The 18,048-nt window shown below is 35.3% G+C and carries 14 protein-coding genes and 1 other RNA gene; all 15 read left to right on the top strand.

The window, feature by feature from the left end:
* The first annotated feature begins 2 nt into the window (after positions 1-2).
* Positions 3-602, top strand: coding sequence for a Holliday junction branch migration protein RuvA (gene ruvA / locus CD172_RS01735; RefSeq protein WP_103345284.1), 600 nt, complete (start codon positions 3-5; stop codon positions 600-602).
* A gap of 15 nt (positions 603-617) precedes the next feature.
* Positions 618-1,613, top strand: coding sequence for a Holliday junction branch migration DNA helicase RuvB (gene ruvB, locus CD172_RS01730; protein WP_103345283.1), 996 nt, complete (start codon positions 618-620; stop codon positions 1,611-1,613).
* Between the two features lie 13 nt (positions 1,614-1,626).
* The gene (gene queA, locus CD172_RS01725) at positions 1,627-2,652 is read left to right on the top strand and encodes a tRNA preQ1(34) S-adenosylmethionine ribosyltransferase-isomerase QueA (RefSeq protein WP_103345282.1); all 1,026 of its coding nucleotides are present in this window, start codon (positions 1,627-1,629) and stop codon (positions 2,650-2,652) included.
* 13 nt (positions 2,653-2,665) lie between these two features.
* The gene (gene tgt / locus CD172_RS01720) at positions 2,666-3,805 is read left to right on the top strand and encodes a tRNA guanosine(34) transglycosylase Tgt (RefSeq protein ID WP_103345281.1); all 1,140 of its coding nucleotides are present in this window, start codon (positions 2,666-2,668) and stop codon (positions 3,803-3,805) included.
* Between the two features lie 15 nt (positions 3,806-3,820).
* Positions 3,821-4,084, top strand: a complete 264-nt coding sequence (gene yajC, locus CD172_RS01715) for a preprotein translocase subunit YajC (protein WP_039645397.1) — start codon at positions 3,821-3,823, stop codon at positions 4,082-4,084.
* Between the two features lie 308 nt (positions 4,085-4,392).
* Positions 4,393-6,672: a protein translocase subunit SecDF gene (gene secDF / locus CD172_RS01710; RefSeq protein ID WP_103345280.1), complete on the top strand. Its 2,280-nt coding sequence runs from the start codon at positions 4,393-4,395 to the stop codon at positions 6,670-6,672.
* 92 nt (positions 6,673-6,764) lie between these two features.
* Positions 6,765-9,047, top strand: coding sequence for a single-stranded-DNA-specific exonuclease RecJ (recJ, locus tag CD172_RS01705; RefSeq protein WP_103345279.1), 2,283 nt, complete (start codon positions 6,765-6,767; stop codon positions 9,045-9,047).
* An 11-nt stretch (positions 9,048-9,058) separates the two neighbouring features.
* A complete protein-coding gene (locus CD172_RS01700) occupies positions 9,059-9,577 on the top strand; it encodes an adenine phosphoribosyltransferase (protein WP_037565470.1) in 519 nt (172 codons plus the stop codon).
* Positions 9,578-9,988: 411 nt separating this feature from the next.
* Entirely contained in the window at positions 9,989-12,178 is a 2,190-nt protein-coding gene (locus tag CD172_RS01695) for a RelA/SpoT family protein (protein ID WP_103345278.1), read from the top strand.
* Positions 12,179-12,189: 11 nt separating this feature from the next.
* On the top strand, positions 12,190-12,642 hold the full coding sequence (gene dtd, locus CD172_RS01690; protein WP_037565468.1) for a D-aminoacyl-tRNA deacylase: 453 nt from the start codon (positions 12,190-12,192) through the stop codon (positions 12,640-12,642).
* Complete coding sequence (locus CD172_RS01685) at positions 12,639-13,514, top strand: N-acetylmuramoyl-L-alanine amidase family protein (protein ID WP_060551190.1); 876 nt, start codon at positions 12,639-12,641, stop codon at positions 13,512-13,514. Before dtd ends, CD172_RS01685 begins: the two co-directional genes overlap by 4 nt.
* A 324-nt stretch (positions 13,515-13,838) precedes the next feature.
* Positions 13,839-15,110, top strand: a complete 1,272-nt coding sequence (gene hisS, locus CD172_RS01680; RefSeq protein WP_060551189.1) for a histidine--tRNA ligase — start codon at positions 13,839-13,841, stop codon at positions 15,108-15,110.
* Positions 15,110-16,876, top strand: coding sequence for an aspartate--tRNA ligase (gene aspS, locus CD172_RS01675; protein ID WP_103345277.1), 1,767 nt, complete (start codon positions 15,110-15,112; stop codon positions 16,874-16,876). The genes hisS and aspS overlap by 1 nt, the downstream gene beginning before the upstream one ends.
* 52 nt (positions 16,877-16,928) lie before the next feature.
* A non-coding RNA gene (gene ssrS, locus CD172_RS01670) (6S RNA) lies at positions 16,929-17,120 on the top strand.
* Between the two features lie 62 nt (positions 17,121-17,182).
* A complete protein-coding gene (locus tag CD172_RS01665) occupies positions 17,183-17,950 on the top strand; it encodes a tRNA threonylcarbamoyladenosine dehydratase (RefSeq protein WP_037565464.1) in 768 nt (255 codons plus the stop codon).
* Positions 17,951-18,048: the final 98 nt, after the last annotated feature.

Raw genomic sequence — 18,048 nt, 5'->3', positions numbered from 1 at the left:
AAATGTACGCATATATTAAAGGAACACTGAAACATTTATATCCGACACATGTGGTGGTAGAAACGTCTTCTGGTGTCGCATATGAAATTCAAACGCCTAATTCTTATCGTTTCCAAAGTCAACTTAATCAAACATGTATCATCTACACAGCTTTAATCGTTCGTGAAGATGCGCAATTGCTTTATGGTTTCATAGATAATGAAGAAAAAGATATGTTTCTAAGTTTAATTAAAGTGACTGGCATTGGACCGAAATCTGCATTAGCCATACTGGCAGCAAGTACACCTAACCAAGTGAAATTAGCAATCGAGAGTGAAAATGATGCGTATTTAACACAATTTCCTGGAATCGGTAAAAAGACAGCACGTCAAATTGTTTTAGATTTAAAAGGGAAAGTAGTTGTGACTGAAGAGCAAGATGCTACGCTCATGATACAATCTGATACCAACACATCCGTGTTTAAAGACGAAGCAATTCTTGCATTAGAAGCATTAGGATATTCTAAACGAGAACTCAATAGGATTGAAAAGAAAATGGCTAAAGAGTCATTTGATACTGTAGATGAAGCAGTTAAATTTGGTTTGCAACAACTCATTTCATAACTAAGGAGGAGTTCAATGGATAAAAAACGTATGGTTGATGGTCACGAAACGGTAGAAGATCATGATTTTGAACTATCATTACGTCCTGATCGTTTACGTCAGTATATCGGTCAATCATCTATAAAATCTAATTTGGAAGTTTTTATTAAGGCAGCTCAGCTTAGAAAAGAACCATTAGATCACGTATTGTTATTCGGTCCTCCTGGCCTTGGGAAAACGACATTATCACATATTATAGCAAATGAAATGAATGTGAATTTACGCACAGTTTCAGGCCCATCTATAGAACGCCCTGGTGACTTGGCTGCTATTTTAACTGGTTTACAACCTGGTGACGTATTGTTTATTGATGAAATTCATAGATTAAGTAGTGTAGTGGAAGAGGTCCTTTACCCAGCAATGGAAGATTTTTTTCTAGATATTGTTGTCGGAAAAGGTGAAGAAGCGAGAAGTATACGTATTGATCTGCCTCCATTCACGTTAGTAGGTGCAACTACGAGAGCTGGTAGTTTAACAAGTCCTTTACGCGATCGATTTGGGGTTCATTTAAGGTTAGAATATTATAGAACCGAAGAACTACAACAAATCATTACCCGTACTGCAGAAGTGTTAGGGACAATGATCGATTCTGAAAGCGCCCTTGAAATAGCCAAGCGCAGTCGAGGTACCCCAAGAATTGCCAATCGTTTGTTAAAACGTATTCGAGATTTTCAACAAGTTAATGAAGACGATCAAATTTATATTGAAACTACAAAATATGCATTAGACTTACTTCAAGTTGATGAAGAGGGTCTAGATTATATCGACCATAAGATGATGGCATGTATAATTGAACAATATCGTGGTGGTCCAGTCGGATTAGACACCATCGCCGTATCTATAGGAGAAGAACGTATCACTATAGAGGATGTGTATGAACCTTTCTTAATTCAACAAGGGTTTATTGAACGCACACCAAGAGGTCGAAAAGCAACACCTAAAGCTTACGCACATTTTAATTATTCTGTTTAAATGAGGGACTAATTTGAATATAGAAGATTTTAACTATCACTTACCTGAAAACTTAATTGCTCAAACACCACTTAAAGAGCGCGACACGAGCAAACTTTTATATATGAACCGCGAGACAGGTGATATTCAGGACTTACAGTTTAAAGAGGTTATTCGATTTTTCAAACCTGGAGATACACTCGTATTAAACGATACTAAAGTCATGCCTGCACGGTTGTTTGGGTTAAAGAAAGAAACAAACGCCAAAGTAGAAATGTTAATGCTTACCAATATTGAAGGCGATGATTGGGAAGTGCTTTTAAAACCTGCTAAAAGAATAAAGGTTGGCCAATCTATCTCTTTTGGTGATGGTAAAATTGTAGCGACGTGTATGAAAGAGTTAGATCAAGGTGGCAGGGTAATGCGATTGCATTATGAAGGAATTTTACAAGAGCGTCTTGATGAACTAGGTGAGATGCCACTGCCACCATACATTAAAGAACGGCTTGATGACCGTGACCGTTATCAAACGGTTTATGCAAAAGCAACTGGATCTGCAGCAGCACCTACAGCGGGCTTACACTTTACCGATGATTTGTTGAAAAAAGTACAAGATAAAGGTGTTCAAATTGCATTTGTGACACTTCATGTAGGTTTAGGAACGTTTCGACCTGTTAGTGTTACGGATGTCAATGCACATGAAATGCATAGCGAATATTACACAGTGAGTAAAGAGACAGCTCAATTACTGAATGAAACAAAAGCAAAAGGTCACCGCATTATTGCCGTAGGTACAACTTCAACACGAACATTAGAGACGGTAGTAAGAGATCATGGTGAATTTACGCAAGCAAGTGGATGGACAAATATTTTTATCTATCCTGGTTTTGAATTTAAAGCCATTGATGGCTTAATTACAAATTTTCATTTACCAAAATCAACATTAGTGATGCTTGTGTCTGCTTTTAGTTCAACACAATATGTTTTAAACGCATATACACATGCGGTCAATGCAAAATATCGATTTTTTAGTTTTGGAGATGCAATGATTATTATATAGAGAGGTTTTGACTATGCCAGCAGTTACTTACGAACATATCAAGACGTGTAAACAATCTGGTGCCCGTCTAGGAATTGTTCATACACCACATGGTTCATTTGAAACACCGATGTTTATGCCAGTAGGGACTAAAGCAACGGTAAAAACGATGAGCCCAGAAGATTTAAAAGCGATGGAAGCGAAAATTATCCTTAGTAATACGTATCATCTTTGGTTACAACCTGGAAATGATATTGTAAAAAAAGCTGGGGGTCTTCATAAATTCATGAATTGGGATGGTCCGATTTTAACAGACTCGGGTGGATTCCAAGTATTTAGTTTAAGTGATTTACGTAAAATTAGTGAAGAAGGCGTTGAGTTTAGACACCATGCCAACGGCTCAAAATTATTTTTGTCACCTGAAGATTCTATTAAAATCCAAAATGATTTAGGTTCAGATATTATTATGGCATTTGATGAATGTCCACCTATGCCAGCTGAATATCAGTACGTTAAAGATTCTATAGAACGCACCACGCGTTGGGCGAAACGCTGTAAAGATGCACACCAACGTCCTGAAGATCAAGCATTGTTTGGCATCATTCAGGGTGGGGAGTATAAAGATTTACGCCAACAAAGTGCAGAAGATCTTGTCAAATTAGATTTTCCTGGTTATGCAATTGGTGGTTTATCAGTTGGAGAACCAAAACCTGTAATGTATGACATGGTAGAACATACTGTTCAATTCATGCCTAAAAACAAACCAAGATATTTAATGGGTGTTGGTTCACCAGATGCACTGATTGAATGTAGTATTCGTGGCATGGACATGTTTGACTGTGTTTTACCTACACGTATCGCTAGAAACGGCACATGTATGACATCACATGGTCGATTGGTTGTCAAAAATGCGAAGTTCAAAGATGATTTTAGCCCTTTAGATGAAAATTGTGATTGCTACACATGTAAAAATTACACACGTGCTTATTTAAGACATTTAATTAAAGCAGATGAAACATTTGGTATTCGTCTTACCACTTATCATAACCTTCATTTTCTGCTAAAATTAATGGAGAACATTAGACAAGCAATTCGAGAAGACCGTCTTTTAGATTTTAAAGAAGAATTTTTCGAACAATATGGTCTTAATGTTGAAAATCCGAAAAATTTCTAGATAGGAGTTTATTTTATGTCTTCATTACTTAGTTTATTACCATTAATCCTACTTTTTGTAGTTATGTGGTTCTTTATGATTCGTCCGCAACAAAAGCGTGCGAAAGAACATCGTGAAATGGTTTCCCAATTACAATCAGGTCAACGTGTAACGACAATTGGTGGTATTAAAGGGACAGTGCGTGCTGTAGATGAAACAACTGCTGTTGTTGTTGTTAATGGAAAAGGCACTGAAATGACATTTGAAAAACAAGCAATTAAACAAGTAGATCCTTCATAATTTGAAAATAAGGATTGAATCGGGATGAGAAATCAAAGACGTCATGTATGATTTCAATCCCGTTTTTTTATGATAATTCTGTGTGAATTGTAAATAACTTGAAAAAATGACATTAAAGGCGTACAGTTATAAATTGGTTGAACACGTGAACGTTAAAAAGTAGTGTGGTACTTTACAATAAACGTTTAAAAATTCATAAAATTATTTAATGGAAGCAAGTTTAAGATAACTTTAATATATTAAAATAACTTGCGTGCTAAACTATAACTAAAGTATGCTAGTTTCATAAGCTAAAAAGAGGTGTTTATGTGAAAAAAGTCAGTAAATTGATTACTTTTTTACTGTTAGTCGTATTGCTCTTTGGCGGCATGGCTGCAACGTATAAAAATGTAGTCAAAGATGTTAATTTAGGACTTGATTTACAAGGTGGATTTGAAGTTTTATATCAAGTAAAACCACTCTCTGACGGTGACAAAATCGATAAAACTGCCGTCCAGTCCACTGCTAAAACATTAGAACGTCGTGTCAATGTTTTAGGGGTCTCTGAGCCAAAAATTCAAGTCGAAGATCAAAACCGAATTCGTGTCCAATTAGCGGGCGTGAAAGACCAAGATCAAGCACGAAAAATTTTATCATCACAAGCTAATTTAACGATTAGAGATGCCGATGATAAAATCAAATTGACAGGTAAAGATTTAGTTCAAGGTTCTGCTAAACAGGAATTTAAACAAAACACAAATCAACCTGCCGTCACATTTAAATTAAAAGATAGTGACAAATTTAAAAAAGTTACAGAAGAAATCTCTAAAAAGCAAGAAAATGTAATGGTCGTATGGTTAGATTATCAAAAAGGAGATAGCTATCATAAAGAGAAAACGAAAGAAAAACCCAAATACGTTTCTGCTGCTTCTGTAGACCAACCTATTAATTCACCTAACGTTGAAATTTCAGGTGGTTTTAAAGGTGAAAAAGGTATCACTGAGGCGAAACAAATCGCAGACTTATTAAATTCTGGTTCCTTACCAGTTAAATTAGATGAAATCTACTCAACATCTGTAGGTGCACAATTTGGTCAGGACGCGCTCCAAAAAACAATTTTCGCATCTATTATAGGTATTAGTCTCATCTTTATTTTTATGACATTATTCTACCGCTTGCCTGGTATTATTGCGGTAATTACGTTAACAACATACGTTTACTTGACATTATTGGCATTCAATTTCATTTCAGGTGTACTTACGCTACCTGGTCTTGCTGCATTAGTACTTGGGGTTGGGATGGCAGTTGATGCTAACATTATTATGTATGAACGTATTAAAGATGAGCTCAGAATAGGGCGTAACTTAAAACAAGCCTATAAAAAAGCCAACAAGTCATCATTTATTACAATACTAGATGCCAATTTAACAACGGTATTAGCCGCAACTGTACTCTTTTTCTTTGGTGAAAGTTCAGTAAAAGGTTTTGCTATAATGTTACTCTTGGCCATTCTAATGAGCTTTGTAACAGCTGTATTTTTAACACGATTACTATTATCACTTATCGTTTATTCTAACGTGTTTAAGAAAAAATTATGGTGGTTTGGTGTTAAGAAAAATCAAATTCATGATATTAACGAAGGTAAAGATGTTTCAGAATTAAGTACACCGTACGATCGTATTGATTTTATGAAACTTGCTAAACCTCTTTTTGCTGTTAGTGGTTTAATCATTGCAGCCGGGGTTATCATATTATTTATTTTCAAACTTAACTTAGGTATTGATTTCACGGCGGGTACACGTATTGATGCACAAAGTGACCATGCTTTAAAGCAACACCAAGTTGAAAAGAAAATGGAATCAATTGGCTTGAAACCAGATCAATTGTCTATTGGTGGCACTAATGATACAAAAGCCTCTATGCAATATAAACATGATTTATCTAAAGAAGAAGTTTCTAAAGTAAAATCATTGATTCAAAAAGAATTTGGTCATGATCCAACTGTAAATACTGTATCTCCGGTTATTGGTCAAGAGTTAGCTAAAAATGCAATGTTAGCGGTCTTATTAGCATCCATTGGCATGATTATTTATATCACGCTGCGTTTTGAGTGGCGTATGGGTATATCTTCAATCATTTCACTTTTACATGATGCGTTTATGATTATTGCTGTATTTAGCTTATTCCGATTAGAAGTCGATATAACATTTATCGCTGCCGTATTGACGATTATAGGTTATTCCATTAATGATACGATTGTTACTTTTGACCGAGTACGGGAAATGTTAAGAAAAGTAAAAGTCATCACGAAAGAAGAAGAAATTGATTATATTGTTAATAGTTCTATCAGACAAACGTTAACTCGTTCTGTAAATACTGTATTAACAGTAGTCATCGTAGTAGTCGCGTTATTATTACTTGGTGCATCAAGTATCTTCAATTTCTCACTGGCATTATTGATTGGTTTAGTTTCCGGTGTATTTTCATCTATCTTTATTGCCGTTCCGTTATGGGGTATTTTAAAGAAACGTGAATTACGCAAATCTGAACATCATAAATTAACAGTTTATAAACGCAAACGTAGTAATGATGAAAAAGTATTAGTATAATTTTAAAGGGATGAATCCTCAAATGATTCATCCCTTTAATGTTTCTCATACATATTTTTGATATAATGTTTGAGTGAAATGAGGCGTTAGTAATGATTCAATCTAAATATAAATGGGTTACTAAAAAAACGGATAACGTTATCACTGAAGATACAATTAAAGCTTTTAATATTACGCCGTTAATGCAAAGTATTTTAGAAAGTAAAGGAATAACAAGTTACGAAGATATTGACCAAATGTTAAATACAAAAACGGTTACTCATGATACAGCACGTTTAAGTGATATACAACGTGCGACAAATCGTATCCAACAAGCTATCAATGCAGAGGAACCGATTTTAGTTTATGGTGACTATGATGCTGATGGCGTGACGTCAACAACCATTTTAGTACAAACTTTAAAAAAATTAGGCGCCGTTGTCGGTTGGTATATACCTAATCGTTTTTCTGAAGGTTATGGGCCCAGTGAGGTAGCTTTTAAAAATGCCTATGACGAAGGTGTTAAATTAATCATTACTGTTGATAATGGCATTCAAGGACACCATGAAATCGATATGGTTCAGCAATTAGGTGTAGATGTCATTGTAACCGATCATCATGAAATGGGTGACACTTTGCCAAATGCCTATGCCATCATACACCCGATGCACCCTGATTATGATTATCCGTTTCAATACTTATGTGGTGCTGGTGTAGCATTAAAACTCGCGCAACATTTACTAGATGACATTCCTGACTACTTTTGGGTTTATGCCATGATAGGAACGATTGCAGATTTAGTTCCGATGCGCGATGAAAATAGAAGTATCGTCCGTAAAGGCTTAAAATTGATCAATCATGATATGCCAGTTGCGCTCAAAGCATTATTAAATGAAGCGAATTATGATGATGCAGTTAATGAAGAAACAATTGGGTTTACAATTGGGCCTAGATTGAATGCGGTTGGACGTTTAGACGATGCGAGTTTAGCCGCTGAATTGTTGATGACAAACGATGAAGATGAAGCCCAATTTTTAGCAGAACAAGTAGAACATTTTAATCAAGAACGTAAGACAATTGTGCAAGCTGTAACTGAAGAAGCTATGATTATGGCTCAAGCACAAGTTGCAGAAGGACAACGTTTTTTAGTTTTATATCAAGAGGATTGGCATGAAGGAATTTTAGGAATTGTAGCATCTCGAATCGTCGAATCCTATCAACGACCAACCATGATTTTGAATATTGATCATGAAAAGCAACATGCTAAAGGCTCTGCACGTAGTATCTCACAAATTTCAATGTTCGAATTGTTATCTACTCAAGCCGATTTAATAGATAAATTTGGAGGACATCATGCTGCTGCTGGCTTAACACTGCCTATTGAAAATGTTGAAAGTTTAAAACAGGCGCTTAACGAAGTCATGAAAAATCAATATAAAGAAGATGCACTTCAACCTGAAAAATATATCGATTCGGCAGTTGCGCTTGATACTGTCACTGTAGAAAATATTGCGTCTTTAGAACGTTTGCGTCCATTTGGTATGCAATTCGAACGCCCGTTATTTCAATTAAATCATTTAACAATTCAACAGGCTAGGGCGATTGGTCAACAACAAAATCATTTAAAAATTTCATTTGTAGAACAAAAACTTCAAGGGCTTTTTTGGAATGAAGGTTCTCGTATCCACGAAATAATGCCTAATCAACACATTAATGCGATTGGTGAATTGCAAATAAACGAGTGGAACGGTAACCGAACGCCGCAACTAATTGTTACCGATATCCATAGTAATGAACGCCAAATGTTTGATTATCGTAGTAAAAACAAAAAGTTGCCACAATTTGAGACAACTTCTAATACATGCTATTTGATTCATCCGAGCAGCGACAAACGACATCAACATGAATATTATTATGGAGAACCTATACCTAGTGATTATGAGAAATGTGTTTTCTTAGAGCTACCTCTCACAATAGATGATTTCAAAGAGAGCTTGCAACATATTTCGGCATCACAAGTTTATGTTCAATTTACACACCAAAAATCGATATATTTCGAAGGTATACCGAAAATTGATACCTTTAAAAAATGTTATAAGCTATTATACCAACAAAAAGAGATTGACCTTACAAAAGAGGGCTTAAACATGAGTCGTTTCTTACAAATTGAACCACAATTGTTAAAATTTATATTAAAAGTGTTCCTCGATTTACAATTTATCACACAAAATAATGGTATAATAAAAATCGATACTACTGCTACCAAACAAGACATTACTTCTAGTCGTATTTATCAAGGACGGTTACATCGAATAGAAGTAGAAAAGCAGTTATTATATTCCGATTTTCCAGCTTTACAACAATGGATGGAAAATGCGATGCAAAAGGAAGAATGAGGAGGAAAAGCATGGATTTAAAGCAATATGTCTCAGAGGTGCAAGATTGGCCAAAAAAAGGTGTTAATTTTAAAGACATTACTACAATTATGGATAATGGTGAGGCATATGGGTATGCTACGGATCAAATTGTAAAGTATGCTAAAGAAAAAAATGTTGATATCGTAGTAGGTCCAGAAGCACGTGGCTTTATTATCGGATGTCCTGTCGCGTATGCTATGGGTATTGGGTTTGCGCCTGTTCGTAAAGAAGGCAAATTACCACGAGAAGTGATTCGTTACGAATATGATTTAGAATATGGCAGTAACGTTTTAACGATGCATGCGGATGCGATTAAACCAGGTCAACGTGTGTTGATTACCGATGATCTATTAGCAACAGGTGGTACAATTGAAGCTGCCATTAAATTGGTTGAACAACAAGGCGGTATTGTTGCTGGCATTGCTTTTATTATAGAGTTAGCATATCTAAATGGAATTGAAAAAATAAAAGATTATGATGTGATGCGTTTAATATCTTATGATGAGTAATCCTTGATTTTAAGATATTGAACTATTAAACGCATTTGATTTGTTAAAGTGATGTATCAATTTTAATACAATTGCTAGTTTTAAATATTAAAGATGATGTCTTATTCATATAACCATCGAAGTTCATTTCTAAATGAATTTTGATGGTTATTTATATAGGAAGCACAAGTTACTCATTATTTTATAGTCCGATGAAATTAAACGTTAAGCATGATGATTCGAATGATTCATTTTTTAATCCTATATTACGTATTTTTTATCGTGATTTTAAAAAGATTTGTGATGGTATATAAAGTGTTAAATGTCACATAAAAGTGAGACAATATTGTGTACTATCAGTAGAATACAGTTCATTTCTTGATAATCATGTAGTATGATAGAAGTATTATTTAGAAGATGGGGGTGCCCTTTATGAATAACGAATATCCATATAGTGCTGACGAAGTATTACATAAAGCGAAAACGTATTTAGATCAAAAAGAATATGAATATGTTTTGAAAAGCTATCAAATTGCATATAAAGCACATGAAGGTCAATTTCGTAAAAATGGATTACCTTATATCATGCATCCCATTCAAGTTGCAGGCATATTAACCGAAATGCGTTTAGATGGCCCTACGATTGTAGCAGGTTTTTTACATGATGTAATTGAAGATACGCCTTATACCTTTGACGATGTAGTCGAAATGTTTAATGTTGAAGTAGCGACAATCGTTGATGGTGTTACGAAGTTAAAAAAAGTGAAATACCGTTCAAAAGAAGAGCAACAGGCTGAAAATCATCGAAAATTATTTATAGCCATTGCGAAAGATGTCCGTGTTATATTGGTGAAGTTAGCCGACAGATTACATAATATGCGTACATTAAGAGCCATGCCACGAGAAAAACAAATACGCATTTCAAAAGAAACGCTAGAAATCTATGCACCACTTGCACATAGATTAGGTATTAATACAATTAAATGGGAACTTGAAGACATTGCATTAAGATATATCGACAACGTTCAATATTTTAGAATTGTAAATTTAATGAAAAAAAAGCGAAGTGAACGAGAAGCCTATATTGAAAATGCGATAGAAAATATTCGTAAAGAAATGAATCTGATGCAAATCGAGGGCGATATTAGTGGCCGACCAAAACACATTTATAGCATTTATCGTAAAATGATGAAACAAAAGAAGCAATTTGATCAAATATTTGATTTATTAGCTGTTCGAGTGATTGTTTCATCTATTAAAGATTGTTATGCGGTTTTAGGTCTAGTTCACACGTTATGGAAACCTATGCCGGGACGATTTAAAGACTATATAGCGATGCCAAAACAAAATATGTACCAATCATTGCATACGACAGTTGTCGGTCCCAATGGTGATCCGTTAGAAATTCAAATTAGAACATTTGAAATGCATGAAATTGCAGAACACGGTGTTGCTGCTCACTGGGCGTATAAAGAGGGTAAAAAAGTAGATAAAGATAGTGAAACGTATCATAAGAAATTAAACTGGCTGAAAGATATTGCAGAACAAGACCACACCTCCTCTGACGCGCAAGAGTTTATCGAATCCCTGAAGTTTGATTTACAAAGCGATAAAGTGTACGCATTTACACCTGCAAGTGATGTTATAGAGTTACCTTATGGTGCAGTGCCAATAGATTTTGCGTATGCCATTCATAGTGAAGTGGGCAATAAGATGATAGGTGCTAAAGTAAATGGTAAAATTGTACCCATCGATTACGTATTACAAACAGGTGATATTGTCGAAATTCGTACAAGTAAACATTCGTATGGTCCTAGTAGAGATTGGTTAAAAATTGTCAGATCTTCTAGTGCGAAAAGTAAGATTAAAAGCTTTTTCAAAAAGCAAGATCGTTCGTCTAATATTGAAAAAGGTAAATTTATGATTGAAGCTGAAATTAAAGAACAAGGCTTCAAAGTCGAGGAAATTTTAACCGAGCGGAATATTAAAATTGTCAATGACAAATATAACTTTGCCAACGAAGATGACTTGTTTGCTGCAGTTGGTTTTGGTGGCGTTACATCAAATCAAATTGTTAATAAACTCACAGAACGTATACGTATTGAGAATAAACAAAAAGCACTAAACCAGGCACAATCTGTCACAAAATCAGTGCCTATTAAAGATCATATTACAACCGATTCAGGTGTGTATGTCGAAGGTTTAGATAATGTGTTAATCAAACTATCTAAATGTTGTAATCCAATTCCTGGAGATAAAATTGTTGGATATATTACAAAAGGACATGGCATTAAAGTTCATCGTACCGATTGTCCAAATATACAAAACGAAGCAGAACGTTTAATTGATGTAGAGTGGGTTAAGTCTAAAGATGCTTCACAAAAATATCAAGTAGACTTAGAAGTAACGGCCTATGATCGTAATGGATTACTTAATGAAGTATTACAAGCCGTGAATAGTACGTCGAGTCATCTCGTTAAAGTAGCTGGTCGTTCTGATGTAGATAAAAATGCTGTCATTAATTTAAGTATTATGGTAAAAAATGTACATGAAGTATATAAAGTAGCTGATAAAATAAAACAGCTCGGTGACATTTATACTGTAACACGAGTTTGGAATTAGGAGTGCCATAAATGAAAATTGTAGTTCAAAGAGTGAAATCGGCGGGTGTTCGAAACTCGAATATTCATCGCACTATTGAAAAAGGCTATTGTTTGTTGGTTGGTGTTGGGGAACATTCTACTCATGCTGATGCCGAAATTTTAGCTAAAAAAATTATCAATGCTCGATTATTTGAAGATACAGAAGGTAAACTTAATTTAAATATACAACAAGTCAAAGGCGAAATACTTTCAATTTCTCAATTCACTTTATTTGCCGACGTTAAAAAGGGAAATCGACCAAGTTTTACTAAAGCAAAAGCACCAAATGAAGCAAATGAAATATATGAAGTGTTTAATCGCGCTTTAGCATCATATGGGTTCGATGTTGTGACTGGCGAATTTGGCACTGATATGACCATCGATATTCAAAATGATGGTCCTGTTACCATTATTTATGAAAGTGAAAACGGCAAAATAATATGAAATACTTTGAGAAATGGTTACGTTCAAAAAATATAGAACCTAAGCGCTTTTATTTTGGTGCCATCATTATCTCACTAGTTTTTATACTCCTTGTAGTGATTAATGCAATCAAAGATAATGCTGATGATAAAATCTATCTGATTGAAGATGCACAAATTCGCACAGGTCCCAATGCGAGTTACCCTGTTTTATTTAATAGTCGCGAAGGTGAAGCATTTAAAGTGATTGGTAAAGAAGGTAAATGGTTAGAAGTCACATCATATGATGATTCACAAAAAGGATGGATTGCAGGTTGGCATACCAATTTAGATATTAAAGAGGATGAGAACCCACATGCACGTCCATTGAAAGGAAAAGTCATTGTTATTGATCCTGGTCATGGTGGCAATGATCAAGGGGCATCAAGTCAGACGGGTAAAAATACCCTTGAAAAAGATATGACTTTAAAAACGAGTCTAGAATTAAAAGATAAACTTGAAAAAGAGGGCGCTAAAGTTAAATTAACACGTAGTGATGATACGTACGTACGGTTAAAAGACCGAAAAGCCACGGGTGACGCTTTTATTAGTATACATAATGATGCTTTAGAGTCGAACAAAGCAAATGGCGCTACCGTATACTGGTATCATGAACAACAAGAAATGTTAGCACAAACTCTGAATGCAAGTATTCAAAAAAAGGGCATGCTTTCAAATCGTGGTGTACGTCAAGAAAATTTTCAAGTTTTGAGACAAACCGATATGCCTGCTGTACTTCTTGAACTTGGCTACATTAGTAACCCTACTGATGAAGTGATGATAAAAGATAACAATCATCGCCAAGTGGTTGAAAATGCTTTAGTGGAAGGCCTTAAAAATTATTTTTTAAGTTAATATCTTGAAAACCTCAATAAAAACATGTATGATAATTACTGAATTTGATAAATAAAACCGATTGTATTCTTGAAATTGAATGTTTTTAACTTGTTATAGAGAGTTTATACGTGGCTGAAATATAAACCTTGTTTGCATTCATTTGAACACAAGAAGAGGTGCTTTATGAAAATAAAGCCGTCTTGCTTACGTTATGAGCTATTGAGTGAGTACATGGTCTTCATGTACTTAAATTAGGGTGGCAACACGGCTAAAGTACGTCCCTTGTATGTGGTTACGCATGCAAGGGGCTTTTTTATTAAAAAAAATAAGGAGGATGGACTGATGATTAATATTCCTCGTGGAACACAAGACATATTACCTGAAGAATCGCCTAAATGGCGTTATATTGAATCAAAGTTACATCAATTAATGGAAGTGTACAATTACCAAGAGATTCGAACACCAATATTTGAAAGTACGGATTTATTTGCTAGAGGTGTTGGTGATTCAACAGATGTTGTACAAAAAGAAATGTACACGTTTAAAGATAAAGGCGACCGTAGTATTACATTACGTCCAGAGGGGACAGCAGCAACTGTAAGAAGTTACATTGAAAATAAAATGCAAGGTCTAGCGAATCAGCCAGTTAAGCTTTATTATAACGGTCCAATGTTTCGTTATGAAAGAAAGCAAAAAGGACGTTATCGTCAATTTAACCAATTTGGTATAGAAGCTATTGGTGCTGAAAATCCTAGTATTGATGCTGAAGTTCTAGCAATGGTGATGCACATTTACCAGTCTTTTGGTTTAAAACATTTAAAACTTGTCATCAATAGTGTTGGTGATGCAGAATCACGTGTAGAATATCAAGAGGCATTAAGAGCGCATTTCAAACCGGTGATTCATACGTATTGTCAAGATTGTCAAAACCGTATTGAAACGAATCCAATGCGTATTTTAGATTGCAAAGTCGATAAAGATAAACCAGAAATGAAGACAGCACCATCCATTACAGATTATTTAAATGATTATTCAAAATCATATTTTGATGCGGTAAAAGCACATTTAGATCGCTTAGGCATACCATATGTCGTTGATCCAAATCTTGTTCGTGGTTTAGACTATTACACGCATACAGCTTTTGAATTAATGATAGATAATGAAGACTATAAAGGCGCAATTACAACATTATGTGGCGGTGGACGCTACAATGGTTTGTTAGAACTTTTAGGTGGTCCAAATCAAACTGGTATTGGCTTTGCATTGAGTATTGAGCGTCTTCTTATGGCACTTGAAGAAGAAGGAATTGAACTTCCCCATACGTCACATTTAGATTTGTTCATCGCTACAATGGGCAACGATGCTGATGACTATGCAGTGAAATTATTAAACGATTTACGACACGAAAATATTCGCGTTGACAAAGATTATTTATCACGCAAGTTAAAGGGTCAAATGAAGCAAGCTGATAGATTAAATGCAACGTATACCATTGTACTCGGGGATCAAGAACTTGCGACAAATGAAGTTGCAATCAAACACATGGCTACGGGAGAAAGTCATACGATTAAATTAAATGAAATTGCACAATTTATAAATGGAGGAAAAGCATAATGACACCACGTACTACTTATTGTGGATTCATAACAGAATCATATTTAGGTCAAGAAGTTACATTGAAAGGATGGGTGCATAACCGTCGAGACCTTGGTGGACTCATTTTTGTTGATGTTCGTGATAGAGAGGGGATTGTACAAGTAGTTTTTAATCCTGACTTCTCTAAAGAAGCGTTAGAAGTTGCAGAACGCATTCGCTCAGAATATGTAGTTGAAATTAAAGGGACTGTAACTAAAAGAGATGCTGATACCATAAACCCTAAAATCAAAACGGGTCAAGTGGAAGTACAAGCATCTCATATTCAAATTATCAATAAATCTGAAACACCACCATTCTCAATTAATGATGAAAATGTAAATGTTGATGAGAATATTCGATTAAAATACCGTTATTTAGATTTACGTCGTGAGGAATTTGCTCGTACTTTCAAATTACGTCATCAAACAACGCAAGCCATTCGCCGCTATTTAGATGATGCAGGATTTTATGATATTGAAACACCCGTATTAACAAAATCAACACCAGAAGGAGCTAGAGATTATCTTGTCCCATCTCGTGTTCATGAGGGTGAATTTTATGCATTACCGCAATCACCACAATTATTCAAACAATTATTAATGATGAGTGGTTTTGATAAATACTACCAAATTGTTAAATGTTTTCGAGATGAAGATTTACGTGCTGACCGTCAACCTGAATTTACACAAGTTGATATTGAGATGAGTTTTGTTGAACAAGAAGACGTAATGCAACTTGGAGAACAAATGTTAAAAGCTGTCATGAAAGATGTAAAAGGGATTACTATTGATGAAGCCTTTCCACGTATGACTTATGCCGAAGCGATGGAACGTTATGGTTCGGATAAACCAGACACAAGATTTGGCATGGAGCTGATCGATGTATCTCAACTTGGTAGCATGATGGACTTCAAAGTTTTTACAAGTGCGGTTGAAAATGGCGGACAAGTGAAAGCAATAGTTGTGGAACAAGGCGCCGACAAATATACACGTAAAGATATCGATGGTTTAACTGAATTTGTTAACATTTATGGTGCTAAAGGTTTAGCATGGGTTAAAGTTGTTGAAGACGGTTTAAATGGACCTATTGCAAGATTCTTTGAAGCAGACCATGTTGAAAAATTACGTGAACTCACTGCTGCTCAAGCTGGTGACCTTGTATTATTTGTTGCAGATTCTAAAGACGTAGTGGCACAAAGTTTAGGTGCATTGCGTGTCAAATTAGCAAAAGAATTAAACTTACTTGATCCAAATCAATTCAATTTCTTATGGGTTACGGATTGGCCATTATTAGAATATGATGAAGAGACAAATCGTTATGTTGCAGCTCACCATCCATTTACGTCACCAAAACCACAAGATATTGATAAATTAGAAAGTGCACCAGAAACTGCACAAGCACAAGCCTATGATATCGTGCTTAACGGTTTTGAGCTTGGTGGCGGATCGATTCGTATTCATGATGGCGATATACAATCTAAAATGTTTAAAGCACTTGGCTTTACTGAAGAGAGTGCACAAGAACAGTTTGGTTTCTTATTAGATGCATTTAAATACGGTGCACCGCCTCATGGTGGTATCGCACTTGGTCTTGACCGCTTAGTGATGTTACTGACTGGTGCATCTAACTTACGCGATACGATTGCATTCCCTAAAACGGCATCAGCTACAGATTTATTAACAAATGCACCAAGTGAGGTTTCATCGAAACAATTAGATGAATTATCTTTACGTATTAAACATTAAATTCATATCACTTGCCAAATACATGATATGTGGTATGATGAATGCATAAGATAGTCGTCTGTAGTGTACGTAAGTTCGCTTTATGTATTTTGACCTAACACTCTTTGATCAGGGAGTCCAATGGGTTTTCTTGCAGCGCACACGCCTCTAAAGGAGGACGTGCAAAACAAGAAACAGGACACCCACCTGTATATAGCAGGCCAAAATGATCAAGCACTTTAAACTACGGCATGACGGATTCTATCGGTACGCAAGACGTATGTCTTGCGTATTTTTATGCGTTCAAACAGATTAAAGGAGTTCATTATGAAGCATCAATTTTCGAGAAATGAATTAGCTATCGGACAAGAAGGATTAAAATTACTAGAAAATACAACCGTTGCTGTTTTAGGTGTAGGAGGCGTAGGTTCCTTTGCGGCAGAAGCACTTGCGCGTACAAATATTGGACATATCATCTTGATTGATAAAGATGATGTAGATATAACGAATGTTAACCGTCAATTACATGCATTAACGTCTACCATTGGTCAAAGTAAAGTAAGCTTAATGGAAGAACGAATCAAACTGATCAACCCGAAATGTACCGTAACATCCTTGCACATGTTTTATACTGAAGAAACGTACGAACAATTATTTAATGATTATCAAATTGATTATATTGTTGATGCAAGCGACACTATTATTTACAAAGTACACCTTATGGAACAATGTCTGAACAGAGGGATTAAAATCATCTCTAGTATGGGGGCGGCGAATAAAATTGATCCGACACGTTTCCAAATTACGGATATTTCGAAAACACATACAGATCCAATTGCTCGTGTAATCCGAAATCAGTTAAAACGTAAAGGGATTTATAAAGGCATTCCCGTTGTATTTTCTGATGAAAGTCCAATTGTAATTCGTGAAGATGTGAAAGCTGTAGTCGGCGATGCAAATGGAAAAAACCGTAAAGCGCAAATGCCACCATCATCTAATGCATTTGTGCCAAGTGTGGTTGGTTTGATTTTAGCGAGTTACGTTTGTAATGATATTACGCGTGACATTCCTTTGACACGAATAAAAGATAAATAGACCTAACGCGTTCTATAAAATAGATAAAGGTCAAAACCACTTACAACATTCATATAAAATAAGCCTTCAATAGCCATAAAAGATGATTATTGAAGGCT

Origin of the sequence: Staphylococcus agnetis (genome assembly GCF_002901865.1) — a bacterium.
Taxonomy (GTDB): domain Bacteria; phylum Bacillota; class Bacilli; order Staphylococcales; family Staphylococcaceae; genus Staphylococcus; species Staphylococcus agnetis.
Note: the sequence above shows the minus strand (reverse complement) of the source record. Positions and strands in the feature narration are given on the sequence as shown.

Coding starts and splice junctions, on each gene's coding strand:
- hisS (WP_060551189.1), top strand. CDS start 13,839: ATGATTAATATTCCTCGTGGAACACAAGACATATTACCTGAAGAATCG.
- aspS (WP_103345277.1), top strand. CDS start 15,110: ATGACACCACGTACTACTTATTGTGGATTCATAACAGAATCATATTTA.
- CD172_RS01700 (WP_037565470.1), top strand. CDS start 9,059: ATGGATTTAAAGCAATATGTCTCAGAGGTGCAAGATTGGCCAAAAAAA.
- CD172_RS01695 (WP_103345278.1), top strand. CDS start 9,989: ATGAATAACGAATATCCATATAGTGCTGACGAAGTATTACATAAAGCG.
- recJ (WP_103345279.1), top strand. CDS start 6,765: ATGATTCAATCTAAATATAAATGGGTTACTAAAAAAACGGATAACGTT.
- ruvB (WP_103345283.1), top strand. CDS start 618: ATGGATAAAAAACGTATGGTTGATGGTCACGAAACGGTAGAAGATCAT.
- CD172_RS01685 (WP_060551190.1), top strand. CDS start 12,639: ATGAAATACTTTGAGAAATGGTTACGTTCAAAAAATATAGAACCTAAG.
- dtd (WP_037565468.1), top strand. CDS start 12,190: ATGAAAATTGTAGTTCAAAGAGTGAAATCGGCGGGTGTTCGAAACTCG.
- yajC (WP_039645397.1), top strand. CDS start 3,821: ATGTCTTCATTACTTAGTTTATTACCATTAATCCTACTTTTTGTAGTT.
- ruvA (WP_103345284.1), top strand. CDS start 3: ATGTACGCATATATTAAAGGAACACTGAAACATTTATATCCGACACAT.
- CD172_RS01665 (WP_037565464.1), top strand. CDS start 17,183: ATGAAGCATCAATTTTCGAGAAATGAATTAGCTATCGGACAAGAAGGA.
- tgt (WP_103345281.1), top strand. CDS start 2,666: ATGCCAGCAGTTACTTACGAACATATCAAGACGTGTAAACAATCTGGT.